General features: G+C 69.4%; 12 protein-coding genes. 4 read left to right on the top strand and 8 right to left on the bottom strand.

Annotated features, from left to right (window positions below; translation table 11 throughout):
- Nucleotides 1-54: 54 nt before the first annotated feature.
- Nucleotides 55-1,638: an MDR family MFS transporter gene (locus ACIO3R_RS36240; RefSeq protein WP_385034995.1), complete on the bottom strand. Its 1,584-nt coding sequence runs from the start codon at nt 1,636-1,638 to the stop codon at nt 55-57.
- A 123-nt stretch (nt 1,639-1,761) separates the two neighbouring features.
- Between ACIO3R_RS36240 and ACIO3R_RS36235 the strand changes: the two genes are divergently transcribed.
- Complete coding sequence (locus ACIO3R_RS36235; RefSeq protein ID WP_402111259.1) at nt 1,762-2,346, top strand: TetR/AcrR family transcriptional regulator; 585 nt, start codon at nt 1,762-1,764, stop codon at nt 2,344-2,346.
- 20 nt (nt 2,347-2,366) lie between these two features.
- Here the strand turns inward: ACIO3R_RS36235 and ACIO3R_RS36230 are convergent, their stop codons facing one another.
- Complete coding sequence (locus ACIO3R_RS36230; protein ID WP_402111257.1) at nt 2,367-3,074, bottom strand: M23 family metallopeptidase; 708 nt, start codon at nt 3,072-3,074, stop codon at nt 2,367-2,369.
- A gap of 458 nt (nt 3,075-3,532) precedes the next feature.
- On the opposite strand from ACIO3R_RS36230, the gene ACIO3R_RS36225 reads away from it, so the two are divergent.
- Nucleotides 3,533-3,925, top strand: a complete 393-nt coding sequence (locus ACIO3R_RS36225) for a trypco2 family protein (RefSeq protein ID WP_385035001.1) — start codon at nt 3,533-3,535, stop codon at nt 3,923-3,925.
- A complete protein-coding gene (locus ACIO3R_RS36220) occupies nt 3,922-7,146 on the top strand; it encodes an NACHT domain-containing protein (protein ID WP_402111255.1) in 3,225 nt (1,074 codons plus the stop codon). The genes ACIO3R_RS36225 and ACIO3R_RS36220 overlap by 4 nt, the downstream gene beginning before the upstream one ends.
- Before the next feature lie 83 nt (nt 7,147-7,229).
- Here ACIO3R_RS36220 and ACIO3R_RS36215 read toward each other — a convergent pair whose 3' ends face one another.
- Nucleotides 7,230-9,758, bottom strand: a complete 2,529-nt coding sequence (locus tag ACIO3R_RS36215) for an ATP-dependent Clp protease ATP-binding subunit (protein ID WP_363029574.1) — start codon at nt 9,756-9,758, stop codon at nt 7,230-7,232.
- A 442-nt stretch (nt 9,759-10,200) separates the two neighbouring features.
- On the opposite strand from ACIO3R_RS36215, the gene ACIO3R_RS36210 reads away from it, so the two are divergent.
- On the top strand, nt 10,201-10,821 hold the full coding sequence (locus tag ACIO3R_RS36210; protein ID WP_385035005.1) for an SCO3374 family protein: 621 nt from the start codon (nt 10,201-10,203) through the stop codon (nt 10,819-10,821).
- Here the strand turns inward: ACIO3R_RS36210 and ACIO3R_RS36205 are convergent.
- From ACIO3R_RS36205 to ACIO3R_RS36185, 5 genes are all read right to left on the bottom strand, one after another.
- The gene (locus tag ACIO3R_RS36205) at nt 10,800-11,135 is read right to left on the bottom strand and encodes an Lsr2 family protein (protein WP_024494064.1); all 336 of its coding nucleotides are present in this window, start codon (nt 11,133-11,135) and stop codon (nt 10,800-10,802) included. The genes ACIO3R_RS36210 and ACIO3R_RS36205 overlap by 22 nt on opposite strands.
- A 144-nt stretch (nt 11,136-11,279) precedes the next feature.
- Entirely contained in the window at nt 11,280-11,837 is a 558-nt protein-coding gene (locus tag ACIO3R_RS36200) for an amino-acid N-acetyltransferase (RefSeq protein ID WP_385035007.1), read from the bottom strand.
- Nucleotides 11,838-11,846: 9 nt separating this feature from the next.
- A complete protein-coding gene (locus tag ACIO3R_RS36195) occupies nt 11,847-12,320 on the bottom strand; it encodes a BlaI/MecI/CopY family transcriptional regulator (protein ID WP_402111254.1) in 474 nt (157 codons plus the stop codon).
- Between the two features lie 124 nt (nt 12,321-12,444).
- Nucleotides 12,445-12,624 (bottom strand): hypothetical protein, encoded by a 180-nt coding sequence (locus tag ACIO3R_RS36190; RefSeq protein ID WP_385035012.1) that lies wholly within the window; start codon nt 12,622-12,624, stop codon nt 12,445-12,447.
- A gap of 75 nt (nt 12,625-12,699) precedes the next feature.
- A complete protein-coding gene (locus tag ACIO3R_RS36185) occupies nt 12,700-13,275 on the bottom strand; it encodes a hypothetical protein (RefSeq protein ID WP_385034885.1) in 576 nt (191 codons plus the stop codon).
- Nucleotides 13,276-13,321 lie beyond the last annotated feature (46 nt).

Raw genomic sequence — 13,321 nt, 5'->3', positions numbered from 1 at the left:
GCCCCGGGGCGCGCGCCCCGGGGCCTCCTCGTACCGTTTCCGGCCGGCCGTGACCTACACGGCTTCGGCCACCGGGACCTTGGGCGTCTCCGGTCCGGCGCCCCGCAGCGGCACCTCCTTGACGAACAGCGCCGCCACCAGGGCGACCACTCCGACCGAGGCGCCCACCAGGAAGGCGATGTGCGTGCCGGACGAGACCGCGTACTCGTACGCCTCGCGGACCGGGACCGGCAGCTTCGCCAGGCTCGCCGCGTCGAGCTGGGCGCCGTGCGTGGTGGCACCCGCGCCGCCGCGGGCGGCCATCTCGTCGTTCACCCGTCCGGTGAACAGCGCGCCCATGATGGCGACGCCGAAGGAGCTGCCGAGCGTCCGGAAGAGGGTGGTGGAGGACGAGGCGACGCCCATGTCCTTCATCTCGACGCTGTTCTGCGCCACGAGCATCGTGATCTGCATCAGGAAGCCCATGCCCGCGCCGAGCACGGCCATGTAGACCCCGGAGGTGAACCGGGTCGTGCCGGTGTCCATCTGCGAGAGCAGGAAGAGGCCGGTCACCATCAGGATCGAGCCGATGATCGGGAAGACCTTGTACTTGCCGGTGCTGGTGGTGATCCGTCCGGCGACGAGCGAGACGACCATCATCGCGAGCAGCATCGGCAGGAGCAGCAGTCCGGAGTTGGTCGCGGACGCGCCCTGGACGGACTGCTGGAACAGCGGCAGGAAGAGCACCGCGCCGAACATCACGAAGCCCGCCATGAAGCCGACCACGGACATCAGGGTGAAGTTGCGGTTGCGGAATATGTGCAGCGGGATGATCGGTTCCGCGGCCTTCGTCTCGACGAAGAGGAAGCCGGCCAGTGCGGCGACACCGATCGCGATGAGCTCCATGATGACGGCGGAGTTCCAGTCGTACTGCGAGCCGCCCCAGGTGGTGACCAGCACGATCGAGGTGATGCCGACGGTCAGCAGCCCGGCGCCGAGGTAGTCGACGTTCGCCTTCGTACGCTCCCGCTTGGGCAGGTGCAGCACAGTGGTGATCATGATCAGCGCGACCGCGCCCAGCGGCAGGTTGATGTAGAAGCTCCAGCGCCAGCCGAGGTGGTCGGTGATGGTGCCGCCGACCAGCGGTCCGCCGATCATGGCGATCGCCATGACACCGGCCATCATGCCCTGGTACTTGCCGCGCTCGCGGGGCGGTACGAGGTCACCGATGATCGCCATGACGCCGACCATCAGACCGCCGGCGCCGAGGCCCTGGATCGCGCGGAAGCCGATCAGCTGGCCCATGTCCTGGGCCATGCCGCTGAGGACGGAACCGATCAGGAAGATCACGATGGACGTGAGGAAGATGCCCTTGCGCCCGTACATGTCGCCGAGCTTGCCCCAGATGGGAGTGGAGGCGGCGGTGGCCAGGGTGTAGGCCGTGACGACCCAGGACAGGTGTTCGAGTCCACCGAGGTCGCCGACGATGGTCGGCATCGCGGTGCCGACGATCAGGTTGTCGAGCATGGCCAGCAGCATGGCGATCATCAGGGCGAGGACCACCACCCGGACGCTGCGCTGCTGCGGCTCGCGTTTCGGCGCCCGGTCGGCGGGCCCGCCCTCCGCCTTCCTGTCCGGCGCCTTCTTCAGGTCCGACATGATCCCCAACTCCCCTGATCCCCAGTACACCGAGGCACTTACTTGCCGCCCGGCTAGTTGATTACACTGGGGGAAAGTACCCCCGTAACTAGCCGGGCGTCAAGTAAGTTTTGGGAGAGCACCATGAGCAGCACGCCGCAGCCGCGCCGGGGCAACACCCGTCAGCGCATCCAGGACGTCGCTCTGGAACTCTTCGTCGAGCAGGGTTACGAGAAGACCTCCCTGCGAGAGATCAGCGAGCGGCTGGATGTCACCAAGGCGGCGCTGTACTACCACTTCAAGACCAAGGAAGACATCCTCACCAGCATCTTCGAGGACCTCAACCGGCCCGTCGAGGACCTGATCGCCTGGGGGCGGGAGCAGCCGCGCACCCTGGAGACGAAGAAGGAGATCCTCGGCCGCTACAGCGAGGCGCTGACCAAGGCCGCCCCGCTCTTCCGCTTCATGCAGGAGAACCAGGCGACCGTGCGCGACCTGAGCATCGGCAACACGATCAAGGGCAGGGTCCTGGGGCTCATCGAGCTGATCAGGGACGACGACGCGCCGATCGTCGACCAGGTGCGGTGCTTCAGCGCGCTCTTCACGATGCACGCCGGCATGTTCGCCCTCAAGGACGTCGACGGCGACCCCGAGGACAAGCGCAAGGCCGTCCTGGAGGTCGCCGTCGATCTGGTGACCCAGGCGCATGACCCGGGTTCCGACCAGTAGCGGATCGGTGTCGCGGCCGGTCAGACCTTGACGCCCACCTTGTGGAGGTAGTTGACCGGGTTGACCGCGGAACCGTAGTTCGCGGTGGTCCGGATCTCGAAGTGCAGGTGCGGACCACTGGAGTTGCCGGTGTTGCCGGACAGGGCGATCTTCTGGCCCTTGTCCACGTGCTGGCCGATGCGCACGTCGATCTTCGAGAGGTGCGCGTACTGCGAGTACGTGCCGTTGCTGTGCTTGATCACGACGGCGTTGCCGTACGCGGGACCGTCGCCGCCGCCGTTCGGGCCGGCCTTCACGATGGTGCCCTTGTGCGCGGCCTCGACCTTGGTGCCGATCGGCACGGCGAAGTCCTGGCCGGAGTGCTTGTGCGACCAGCGGCTGCCGTCGTTGCCGAAGCTCGCGCTCAGCTGGTAGTGGCGGACCGGGGTCTCCCAGCGAAGCTTCTTCGCGGCCTTCTTCTTGGCCGCGGCCTTCTTCTTCGCCGCATCGGCCTTCTTCGCGGCCGTGTGCTCGGCGGCCTTGCCCTGTGCGGCCGCCTGCTCGGCGACCGAGTCGGCCGCGGTGGTGCTCGGCAGGCTCGCGGTGCCGGCGGTCCCCGTCGTGCCGGCCGCGAACGCAGCGCCCGCACCGAGGACCATCGACGTACCCAGACCGGCCGCCACCACGGCGCCGCGCACACGGGAAGCGGACGGGCGGTGGGAGTGCTTGAACGTAACGCGCTTCGACATAAGCGGAAACCTCCGGAGATGACTGGACCCGGCATTCCGGCCGGGCTGGCTATCCCTTGGTAACCCGCACCCCCACCTGTGCTCAAACCCCCCATCTACGAAGAAAAGCCGTAGCCGAGGCCCCGGGAATTCAGTTCCGCGGGTCCCGGACCCCACCACTCCCGCGGCTTCGGATCTCTTCACCCGGAGACGTTTAACCCCAGTTCCAAACCGCCCTAATCGGACATGGCCCCATTATCGGGGCACTCCACCCAGCAGCCCCCAAGGTCCCGCCGCCCACAGGGCCGAAGGTCCCACCCGGGATCACGGCGCCTTCTCCTAAGCCGCCTAGTAGGCCTCGAAAGGGCTGTGCGCCTTGTCACCGCCGGTGGGACCAAAGGCTGTCCGATTCGGGACCTTCGGCGGGCAACCTGACTACGCTGATACGGCGAGAACCGATCGGCTCCCGGGGGGACCACATGACCGGCAACACCGCAGGTACGGGCGGAAACGGCGGTACGACGCCGGACACGGGACGGCTCGACGGCATCGAGCTCGCCGACGCCGTCGAGTCGGTCCGCAACCAGCTCATCGAGGCCGCCGCCCGCGGCACCGGCCGCCCGCTGGCCTTCGAGGTCGGCGACATCCAGATGGAGTTCACCCTCGAACTCCGCAAGGAGGTCAAGGGCTCCGCCCGGGTGAAGGCCTGGGTGGTGGAGGCCGGCGCCGACGCGGGCCGCACCACCGGGCAGACCCACAAGGTCGCCCTCACCCTGAAACCCCGCGACGTCACGACCGGCGAGGCCTGGCAGATCGGCCACGAGGGCGACGGGAGTACGGCAGGGTTCGGCCAGGGGCGGCCCCGGCCGTGACGGCCGTGCAGCCCGCGGACCGCACCGTCGTGGTCCTGGGCACCGGTTCCGGCCAGGGCAGCGGCGTCCTGCTCACCGACCGGCTGGTGCTGACCTGCGCCCACGTCGTCAAGGGCGGCGGACGCTGCTCCGTCGCGCACCCGGACCTCGCCGGCCGCACGGACGCGGCCGTCGTCTGGATCGACCACGGCCTCGACGCCGCCCTCGTCGAGACCACCGCCCCGCTGCTCCCGGTCGGCCCGGTACGGCTCGGCGTCCTGCACAGCAGCCAGACGCTCGCCGACTGCGAGATCACCGGCTTCCCCGACGTGCAGCGCTTCGGCCCCGACGAGCAGCTGGAGGCCGACCAGTACACCGCCACCGTGCTGCCCATGGCGGGCCGGGTACGCAATCTGCTCGTCTGCGAGCTGGACGGACCGCCCGCCGGGGCCGACCACGAGCTCCCCGCACTGCGCGGACTGTCCGGCGGCCCGGTCTTCGCGGGCACCGTCCTGCTCGGCATCGCCCGCCAGATCCCGCCCCGGCGCGGGGGCCGGCGGGTGGAGTGCGTACCCCTCGGCCCGCTCGTCACCTCCGAGCCCTTCCGGCTGATCTACCGCGAGACCGGCAACGCTCTCTCCTACGAACGGGTCCACGGGCACTTCCCCAAGGACCTGCACTACGAGGAGGAGTACGCGGCCGCGCTCGGCGCCGCGTACCGGCGCACCAAGATCTTCGGGCTCGACGAGCTCGGCCGACGCGACTCCGAATGGGACCTGGACACCGCCTACCTCAGCCTGGAGGCGCAGTCCCACGGCCTCCCCGGAGCACCCGCCGCCCCGCACCCCGGGCCCCGGCGTATCGACACCCTGCTCTCCGACCGCCCCCGGGTACTGCTGCGGGGCGACGCGGGCGCCGGGAAGACCACCCTGGTCTGGTGGCTGGCGGCGCACGCCTCGGCCGGCACCCTGGGGCCGCGGCTGACGGCGCTCAACGGACTGGTCCCGTTCGTCGTCCCGCTGCGCACCCTGCGGGCCCGGGGCAGCACGTTCCCGTCCGTCGGACAGCTGGCCACCGCCGCCCGGCCGGCCATCGACGACCCGCCGGAGGGCTGGGCCGGGCGGGTACTGGAGTCAGGTCGCGGGCTGCTGCTCGTGGACGGACTGGACGAGGTCCCGCCGGACGACCGCGAGGCCGCGTACGACTGGCTGTCCCGGCTGCTGCGCCGTTATCCGGCGACCCGCTGCGTCGCGACCGTGCGCCCGCACGCGGTGGCCCCGGACTGGCTGGCCGCCGAGGACTTCGAGGAGCTGCGACTGCTGCCGATGCGGAACGAGGACATCGCCGCCTTCGTCGCCGCCTGGCACCGGGCGGCCCGGCTCGATGACCCGGACCACGCGGCGCCGGCCGAGCTGGAGCGCGATCTGACCCGGCAGTTCGCCGCCAACTCCACCCTGAGCAACCTGGCCCGCACCCCGCTGCTGTGCGCCGTGATCTGTGCCCTGCACCGGCGGCGCCAGGGCCTCCTGCCGGAGACCCGCTGGAGCCTGTACGACTCCGCGCTCTCCATGCTGCTCGGCGACCGCGACAAGCGGCGCAGGATCGACGCCCCCGAGGGCATCACGATGAACGTCGACGAGCAGGCCCAGCTCCTCCAGCGCATCGCGATCTGGCTGGTGCGCGGCGGCCAGTCGGAGCTGGACCGCGACCAGGCACTGCACCAGCTGGACCAGGCGCTGCGCGGCATGGAGCAGATCAGGCGGCAGGGCTCGGCGCAGGAGATCCTGACGCATCTGCTGAACCGCAGCGGCGTCCTCCAGGAGCGGACCGCCGGCGTCTACCAGTTCGCCCACCGGACCTTCCAGGACTTCCTCGCCGCGAAGGAGTTCGTCGAGGGCGGCCATCTCCACGAACTGATCGGCCGGGCGGACTCCCAGCAGTGGCAGGACGTCATCCTGCTGTCCGCCGGACACTGCGGCCGCCGCGAGCACCCCGTACTGATCAACGGCCTGCTGGACACCCGGCCGAACCCGGACGGCAGTGTCACCCAGGCCGAGCTCCACGTCCTGGCCGCGCTGTGCGCGCAGCACGCGACCTGGCTCGACGACGCGACCCGTACCCGGGTCTCCGACGCCGTGGCGGCGCTGTTCCCGCCCGGCTCCTTCGTGGAGGGCCGCCTGCTCGCCCGGCTCGGTCCGGCCGGGCTGCGCCATCTCCCCGACCCCGCCGATCCCGGCCTCACCTTCGACGAGACCCGCCACATCGCGGATCTGATCGCGGAGGCCGGTGGTGCGGAGTCCGTCCCGTACGCCCGCAGCTGGGCGCTCGCACACCCCGCGCTCGGGCTGCCGTTCCGGGACAGCTGGGACAGGTACCCGGCAGCCCTCTACGCGCAGCAGGTCCTCTCCACCATGGATCTGAAGCACCGGAGGCTGAACATCCGCACGGTGGACCAGCTGGCGGCCCTGCGCCATCTCCCGGCCGTCACCCAGCTGAGCACCATCGGGGAACTCACCTCGGCCGAGTTACGGGCCGGGCTGCGCGGCAGGCCGTGGAGCGGGCTCACCATCCGGGAGAACAGCGCGCTGACGGATCTGTCCTTCCTGGCGGACACGGCCGGAACGCTGGTGGACCTGTCACTGACGGACTGCCCGAACGTTCAGGAACTCGGCCCGCTCGGCCGGCTCCCGGAGCTGAAATGGCTCCGGCTGGACATGAGCCGCCTGCCCGTCACCGCCCTGCGGGCCACGGCCGCGAGCGACCTGTACACCCTGCACCTCGACGTCCTCACGGCCCACCGGCTCAGTGACGTGCCCGCACACCCGCTGGTCACCACGCTGACGCTCAGCAGCAAGCACGGGCCGACGATCGACACGCTGGACGGCTGGGACGGCCTGCACGACCTGGAACTGCGCTCCCCCACGGCGATTCACCCCCTGTGCGCCGCACTCCGGCAGTCCCCCCAGGTGACGGAGCTGGCGGTGCGGGCGAACACCTCGGAGTTCCTGGGCGCCGCCGTGGTCCCGTCGGTCACCGTACTCAGGCTCAATCCGTTCGGGGAACTGAGCGACCTCGGTCCGCTCCCCCGGGTCTTCCCCGCGCTGAAGAGGCTCCGGCTCACGCCGCACCCCCGTGGTCCGGCCATCGACCTGACCCCGCTGGAAGTGCTGCCGGGCCTCACGGTCGACGTCACGGGCTTCGGCGAGGTGTCCGGCGGCGAGGGGCTCAAGGTGCGCCGCTGAGCACAAGCGAAAAGGGGCTGCCCCGGTCCGGTCGAAACCGGTCCGGGGCAGCCCCTTCCGCGTGCTCGGGCGCTACGCGCCTGTCACGCTTCCTTCGTCATGTTCGGGCCGGCGCCGCCTGCCGCCTGCTCGATCGGGGGGACGTCGGGCAGAGCCGACTTCTCCTCGCCGCGGAAGGTGAACGTCTTCTCGTCACCCTCGCCCTCGGTGCCGACGACCACGATGTGACCGGGGCGCAGCTCACCGAAGAGGATCTTCTCGGAGAGGATGTCCTCGATCGAGCGCTGGATCGTCCGGCGCAGCGGCCGGGCGCCCATCACGGGGTCGTAGCCCTTCTTCGCCAGGAGCGACTTCGCGTCCGCGCTGAGCTCGATGCCCATGTCGCGGTCCTTCAGCCGCTCGTCCACCTTGGCGAGCATGAGGTCGACGATCTGGATGATGTCTTCCTCGGTGAGCTGGTGGAAGACGACCGTGTCGTCGACACGGTTGAGGAACTCGGGCCGGAAGTGCTGCTTGAGCTCTTCGTTGACCTTGTTCTTCATCCGCTCGTAGTTCGTCTTCACGTCGCCCTGGGCGGCGAAGCCCAGGTTGAAGCCCTTGGAGATGTCCCGGGTCCCGAGGTTGGTCGTCATGATGATGACCGTGTTCTTGAAGTCCACGACCCGGCCCTGGGAGTCGGTCAGGCGACCGTCCTCCAGAATCTGGAGCAGGGAATTGAAGATATCGGGGTGGGCCTTCTCGACCTCGTCGAAGAGGACGACGGAGAACGGCTTGCGGCGCACCTTCTCGGTGAGCTGACCGCCCTCTTCGTATCCCACGTACCCGGGGGGAGAGCCGAAGAGACGGGAGACCGTGTGCTTCTCGCTGAACTCCGACATGTCGAGGGCGATCAGCGCGTCCTCGTCACCGAAGAGGAATTCGGCGAGCGTCTTGGAGAGCTCGGTCTTACCGACACCGGACGGACCGGCGAAGATGAACGAGCCACCGGGGCGCTTCGGGTCCTTCAGACCGGCTCGCGTACGGCGGATCGCCTGCGAGAGGGCCTTGATGGCGTCCTTCTGGCCGATGACGCGCTTGTGGAGCTCGTCCTCCATGCGCAGCAGACGGGAGGACTCCTCCTCCGTCAGCTTGAAGACCGGGATGCCGGTGGCGGTGGCGAGGACCTCGGCGATGAGCTCGCCGTCGACCTCGGCCACGACGTCCATGTCGCCGGCCTTCCACTCCTTCTCGCGCTTGGCCTTCGCGGCCAGCAGCTGCTTCTCCTTGTCCCGGAGAGACGCTGCCTTCTCGAAGTCCTGGGAGTCGATGGCCGACTCCTTGTCGCGGCGGACGCCCGCGATCTTCTCGTCGAACTCGCGGAGGTCCGGCGGCGCGGTCATCCGGCGGATGCGCATCCGGGAACCGGCCTCGTCGATCAGGTCGATCGCCTTGTCCGGCAGGAAGCGGTCCGAGATGTACCGGTCGGCCAGCGTCGCGGCCTGGACCAGCGCCTCGTCCGTGATGGACACGCGGTGGTGGGCCTCGTAGCGGTCGCGCAGACCCTTGAGGATCTCGATGGTGTGCGGCAGCGAGGGCTCGGCGACCTGGATGGGCTGGAAGCGGCGCTCGAGAGCGGCGTCCTTCTCCAGGTGCTTGCGGTACTCGTCGAGCGTGGTGGCACCGATGGTCTGGAGCTCACCTCGCGCCAGCATCGGCTTGAGGATGCTCGCCGCGTCGATCGCGCCCTCGGCGGCACCCGCACCCACCAGGGTGTGGAGCTCGTCGATGAACAGGATGATGTCGCCGCGGGTGCGGATCTCCTTGAGCACCTTCTTCAGGCGCTCCTCGAAGTCACCGCGGTAGCGGGAACCGGCGACCAGCGCACCGAGGTCGAGGGTGTAGAGGTGCTTGTCCTTGAGGGTCTCGGGCACCTCGCCCTTGACGATGGCCTGGGCCAGGCCCTCGACGACCGCCGTCTTGCCGACACCGGGCTCGCCGATGAGGACGGGGTTGTTCTTCGTGCGGCGGGACAGCACCTGCATGACCCGCTCGATCTCCTTCTCGCGCCCGATGACCGGGTCGAGCTTGGATTCACGAGCGGCCTGGGTGAGATTCCGGCCGAACTGGTCCAGCACCAGCGAGGTGGAGGGCGTGCCCTCCGCGGGGCCGCCCGCCGTGGCCGCCTCCTTGCCGCCCGAGTAGCCGGAGAGCAGTTGGATGACCTGCTGGCGCACCCGGTTCAGGTCGGCGCCCAGCTTCACGAGGACCTGGGCTGCGACGCCCTCGCCCTCGCGGATCAGGCCGAGCAGGATGTGCTCGGTGCCGATGTAGTTGTGGCCGAGCTGAAGGGCCTCGCGGAGCGACAGCTCCAGGACCTTCTTCGCCCGGGGAGTGAAGGGGATGTGGCCGGACGGGGCCTGCTGGCCCTGACCGATGATCTCCTCCACCTGCTGACGGACCGCCTCGAGCGAAATCCCGAGGCTCTCCAGGGCCTTAGCGGCGACACCCTCACCCTCGTGGATCAGGCCCAGGAGGATGTGCTCGGTGCCGATGTAGTTGTGGTTGAGCATCCGGGCTTCTTCCTGAGCCAGGACGACAACCCGCCGCGCGCGGTCGGTGAACCTCTCGAACATCGTTAATCGCTCCTCAGAGCGGTCAGGCAGTAAGGGGTCGGTCCCCTCCCTGTCCTTCCGCAGCTTAGTCCCGCAAGCGGGGACCGCTCATTTCAACTGCCGACACCCGAGCCCTGCTTCCCGGGGGATCTCCCGCCCCGAACGCCGACAACTGCTCCAACCCGATGGTGCGAGACGATGTTCCCGCAGGCCAGGCAGATACCCCTATCGCCAGTACGCCGATGGCGAACGTGAGACGTCCGGTGGCCGCGTGTCGCCCCTCCCCACTAGGGATGTCTTACCCGCAATTACAGACAGTCCATGCGGCGCACGCGGGTTCCCTCCGCTACGGGCGAACATCTTGGTACCCATGAATGCGCCCGTACGCCCCCAACTCGGACACAGTACGCGTTCGGTCAAGGACGCTGCGTAACCCCTGGGCCGGATCGGGAGTTCTTCCGGCATGGCTCCCACCGTCCCGCCTCCCCGCACTCCGCTTCCCACCGGACGGGACGCCCGTGCCGGGGGTGAACCGAGGGACGGCTGCGCCCAGTGGTACGAGCGGGAGCTCGGCTGGGCCACCGCGGGTGTCGCCCCGGTACGGCTGCTGACCGGGCTGCGGTTCGACGCGCTCGTCGTCCCCGCCGCCGCCGGTCACGCGGCGCTGCGCCGGGTGGGCCGTGCGGGGCCCGTGGCGCTCATGGGTGAGCGGATGAGCCTGCTGGTGGCAGCGGGAAGCGCGGATGAGCTGCCCGGACTGCTCGACTGGCTGGAGTGGGGCCAAGTCGCCCTCGCGCTGACCGCTCTCGGCGCGGGCGGCCGGATCACCGCACCGCCACCGCCGGGCCGGCCGGGCCCGCCGGGGGCCGCCGTCTGGCTGCGGCCCCCCTGGCCACTGCACGAGCAGGAGGGGGAAACGGTGCTCCCGGCCCTCTCCGGCTTCGGGAGCAGGGGTGGGGATACTCCCGACCTCGTCCGGCTCGTGGACGCCGTGGCGACGGAATGCCACCGGGCCCGGCTGATGCGCGCCAGGACCGGGCCGGCCTCCGATGAGTCGGCCGGTCAGCCGTTGGCCTTCTCGTAGGCCTCACGGATGTCCGCGGGAACACGGCCGCGGTCATTCACGTTGTGGCCGTTCTCGCGGGCCCACTTACGGATCTCGGCGGTGTCCTTGTTGCCGCCGGGAACCGCACGGCCCTTGCCACGCCCGGAGGCGGCACGGCCACCGGTACGGCGACCGCCCTTGGCGTAAGGCTCGAGCAGTGTACGGAGCTTGTCCGCGTTGCTCGTGGTGAGGTCGATCTCGTACGTCTTGCCATCCAGCGCGAACGTGACGGTCTCGTCCGCCTCGCCGCCGTCGAGGTCGTCAACAAGAAGGACCTGAACCTTCTGTGCCACCGGATTTCCTTTCATCGAAAATGGAGTACGCGGAAAGGAAACCGCTTTTCCCCGGAAAACACAAACCCTCGGGAGAGGTTCAGGAGCACAAGAAGACGGGAAACGTGCGCGATTCGGACATAGAGCGCCGCGTTCTTCCGGCGGTCACAGGTGCAGAAGCATCCGACTGTTACCCAAGGTGTTCGGCTTCACTCGTTCGAGACCCAGGAACTCCGCGACTCCCTCGTCATAGGAACGCAGCAGCTCGCTGTAGACATCTCCGTCGACCGGCGTCTCTCCGATCTCCACGAAGCCGTGCTTCGCGAAGAAGTCGACTTCGAAGGTGAGACAGAAAACCCGTCGCACGCCCAGCCAGCGGGCGGTCTGCAACAACTTGTCGAGCACTTGGTGCCCGACTCCGGCGCCCTTGATGCTGTGATCGACCGCGAGAGTACGGACTTCGGCGAGGTCTTCCCACATCACGTGCAGTGCGCCGCAGCCGATGACCCGGGCGTCCTCGTCGCGTTCGGCGATCCAGAACTCCTGGATGTCCTCGTAAAGCGTGACCGTCGCTTTGTCGAGCAGGATGCCTTCACGTACGTAGCCGTCGAGGAGACGCCGGACGGATCCCACATCGCTCGTCCTCGCACGCCGGACGGTGATGGCCGCGTTTATAACCGACGGTTCGGTCTGGAAATCGGTTTGTGGAAGCTCTGAGGACATACCCCGACGCTATCGCCCGGCCTCCGACTCCGCTCCATCGGCCGCTTCGGCGCCTTCACCGGCCCCTTCACCGACCGCTTCATCGGCCGCTTCGCCGCCCGGCGGCACCTCGGCCTCCGGAAGGGCGGGCACAACGATCCGCATGGCATCCCGGAGAGCTTCGCGCTGCTCGGCCGACATCATGCCGAAGAACGCGACCAGCGCGGCGGCCGGGTTGTCACTCCTCGACCAGGCTTCGTTCATCAGTGCGGCCGCGTACGCGGCACGGGTGGAGACCGCCGTATATCGATATGCGCGGCCGTCCACTTCCCGGCGCACCCAGCCCTTCTGATGGAGATTGTCCATTACCGTCATGACGGTGGTGTAGGCGATGGACCGTTCCTGCTGAAGGTCCTCAAGGACTTCCCGCACGGTGACCGGACGGTTCCATTGCCAGACCCGGGTCATCACGGCGTCTTCCAGCTCTCCCAATTGGCGGGGCACAGCGTCACCCTAGTGCCAAATGTCTGGAATGGCCGGTTATTCGCACAGCAAAAGGGCGTACGGCTCTCTCGGAGCCGTACGCCCTTCGTACGGTGCTGTGCGCAATGCGCGCGGTTTTACGGAGTCAGACCGCTTCGGTCCGCGCGGCCTGGTGGGCCGACTCGGCACGGCTGATCGCCGCGTCCACGGCCGCGTCCTCTTTGGCCTTGTTGGGACCGCCCTGGCTCTTGACGATCGTCACGACCAGGCCGATGAAGAAGGCTGCCATCACCACGGGGGGCACGAGCGCGGATACGTAGTCCATGCCGTCCAGAGTAGCGAGCCCGGTACGGACTTCCGCGCGCCCCCTCCACCGCGCGTCGGGCCGCCCCGGCGCGCGCTACCCCGCGGCGCGCTGCTGCGGCGGGGGCACCGGGCGGCGGCGGGGCGGGAAGACCTCGGAGGGCTTCGGCGCCGGGCGCTCGGACGGCGCCGCCGGGCGGGCCGGGGCCGCCGGGACCTTCGGTTTGTCCGGCTCCGCGGCACGGCCGCCGGGCAGCGCGAGCAGCCGGCTGCGGGGCGCCGGGGCCGTCGCGGCGACGGAGCGCCCGGCCAGCCGGGCGCGCACCGAACGCTCCGCGAGCACCTGACAGCGCTCCAGGAGCGCCGCGGCGACCGGCCCGCCGCGCAGGGCGCGCAGTGCGGCCAGATCCTCGGGGCGGGGGTCGTACCCGGCGGCCAGGGCGTCCTGGAGGAGCTCCAGATAGCCGCTGAGGGAGCCGGGGAGGGCGCTTCGGTAGCGGACGAGGTCGGCGAGGAGGAAAGCGCGCAGCCGTCCCGCCTCGCTGACCGTCTCGTCCACGGAGCCCGCTAGCCGCAGGCAGTCCTGGACATCCTCGTCGGGCAGGGGCGCGGGGTGGAGGGCGATGGCGAGGGCACGTCGGAGCACTCGCAGCTCGTCCGCGCTGAACGCCATACCGCCGCGTGATCCGTAGGGCGTGGGCATGACGCGACAATACGTG

This window comes from Streptomyces sp. NPDC087428, from assembly GCF_044744085.1.
Classification (GTDB): Bacteria; Actinomycetota; Actinomycetes; order Streptomycetales; family Streptomycetaceae; genus Streptomyces.
The sequence above is the reverse complement of the archived record's forward strand: the minus strand, read 5'-3'. Positions and strand labels throughout refer to the sequence as shown.

Bases quoted from the DNA above. Each gene is read 5' to 3' on its own strand.
- ACIO3R_RS36235 (WP_402111259.1), top strand. From the start codon at position 1,762: ATGAGCAGCACGCCGCAGCCGCGCCGGGGCAACACCCGTCAGCGCATC.
- ACIO3R_RS36200 (WP_385035007.1), bottom strand. From the start codon at position 11,837: ATGTCCTCAGAGCTTCCACAAACCGATTTCCAGACCGAACCGTCGGTT.
- ACIO3R_RS36215 (WP_363029574.1), bottom strand. From the start codon at position 9,758: ATGTTCGAGAGGTTCACCGACCGCGCGCGGCGGGTTGTCGTCCTGGCT.
- ACIO3R_RS36230 (WP_402111257.1), bottom strand. From the start codon at position 3,074: ATGTCGAAGCGCGTTACGTTCAAGCACTCCCACCGCCCGTCCGCTTCC.
- ACIO3R_RS36190 (WP_385035012.1), bottom strand. From the start codon at position 12,624: ATGGACTACGTATCCGCGCTCGTGCCCCCCGTGGTGATGGCAGCCTTC.
- ACIO3R_RS36225 (WP_385035001.1), top strand. From the start codon at position 3,533: ATGACCGGCAACACCGCAGGTACGGGCGGAAACGGCGGTACGACGCCG.
- ACIO3R_RS36210 (WP_385035005.1), top strand. From the start codon at position 10,201: ATGGCTCCCACCGTCCCGCCTCCCCGCACTCCGCTTCCCACCGGACGG.
- ACIO3R_RS36185 (WP_385034885.1), bottom strand. From the start codon at position 13,275: ATGGCGTTCAGCGCGGACGAGCTGCGAGTGCTCCGACGTGCCCTCGCC.
- ACIO3R_RS36240 (WP_385034995.1), bottom strand. From the start codon at position 1,638: ATGTCGGACCTGAAGAAGGCGCCGGACAGGAAGGCGGAGGGCGGGCCC.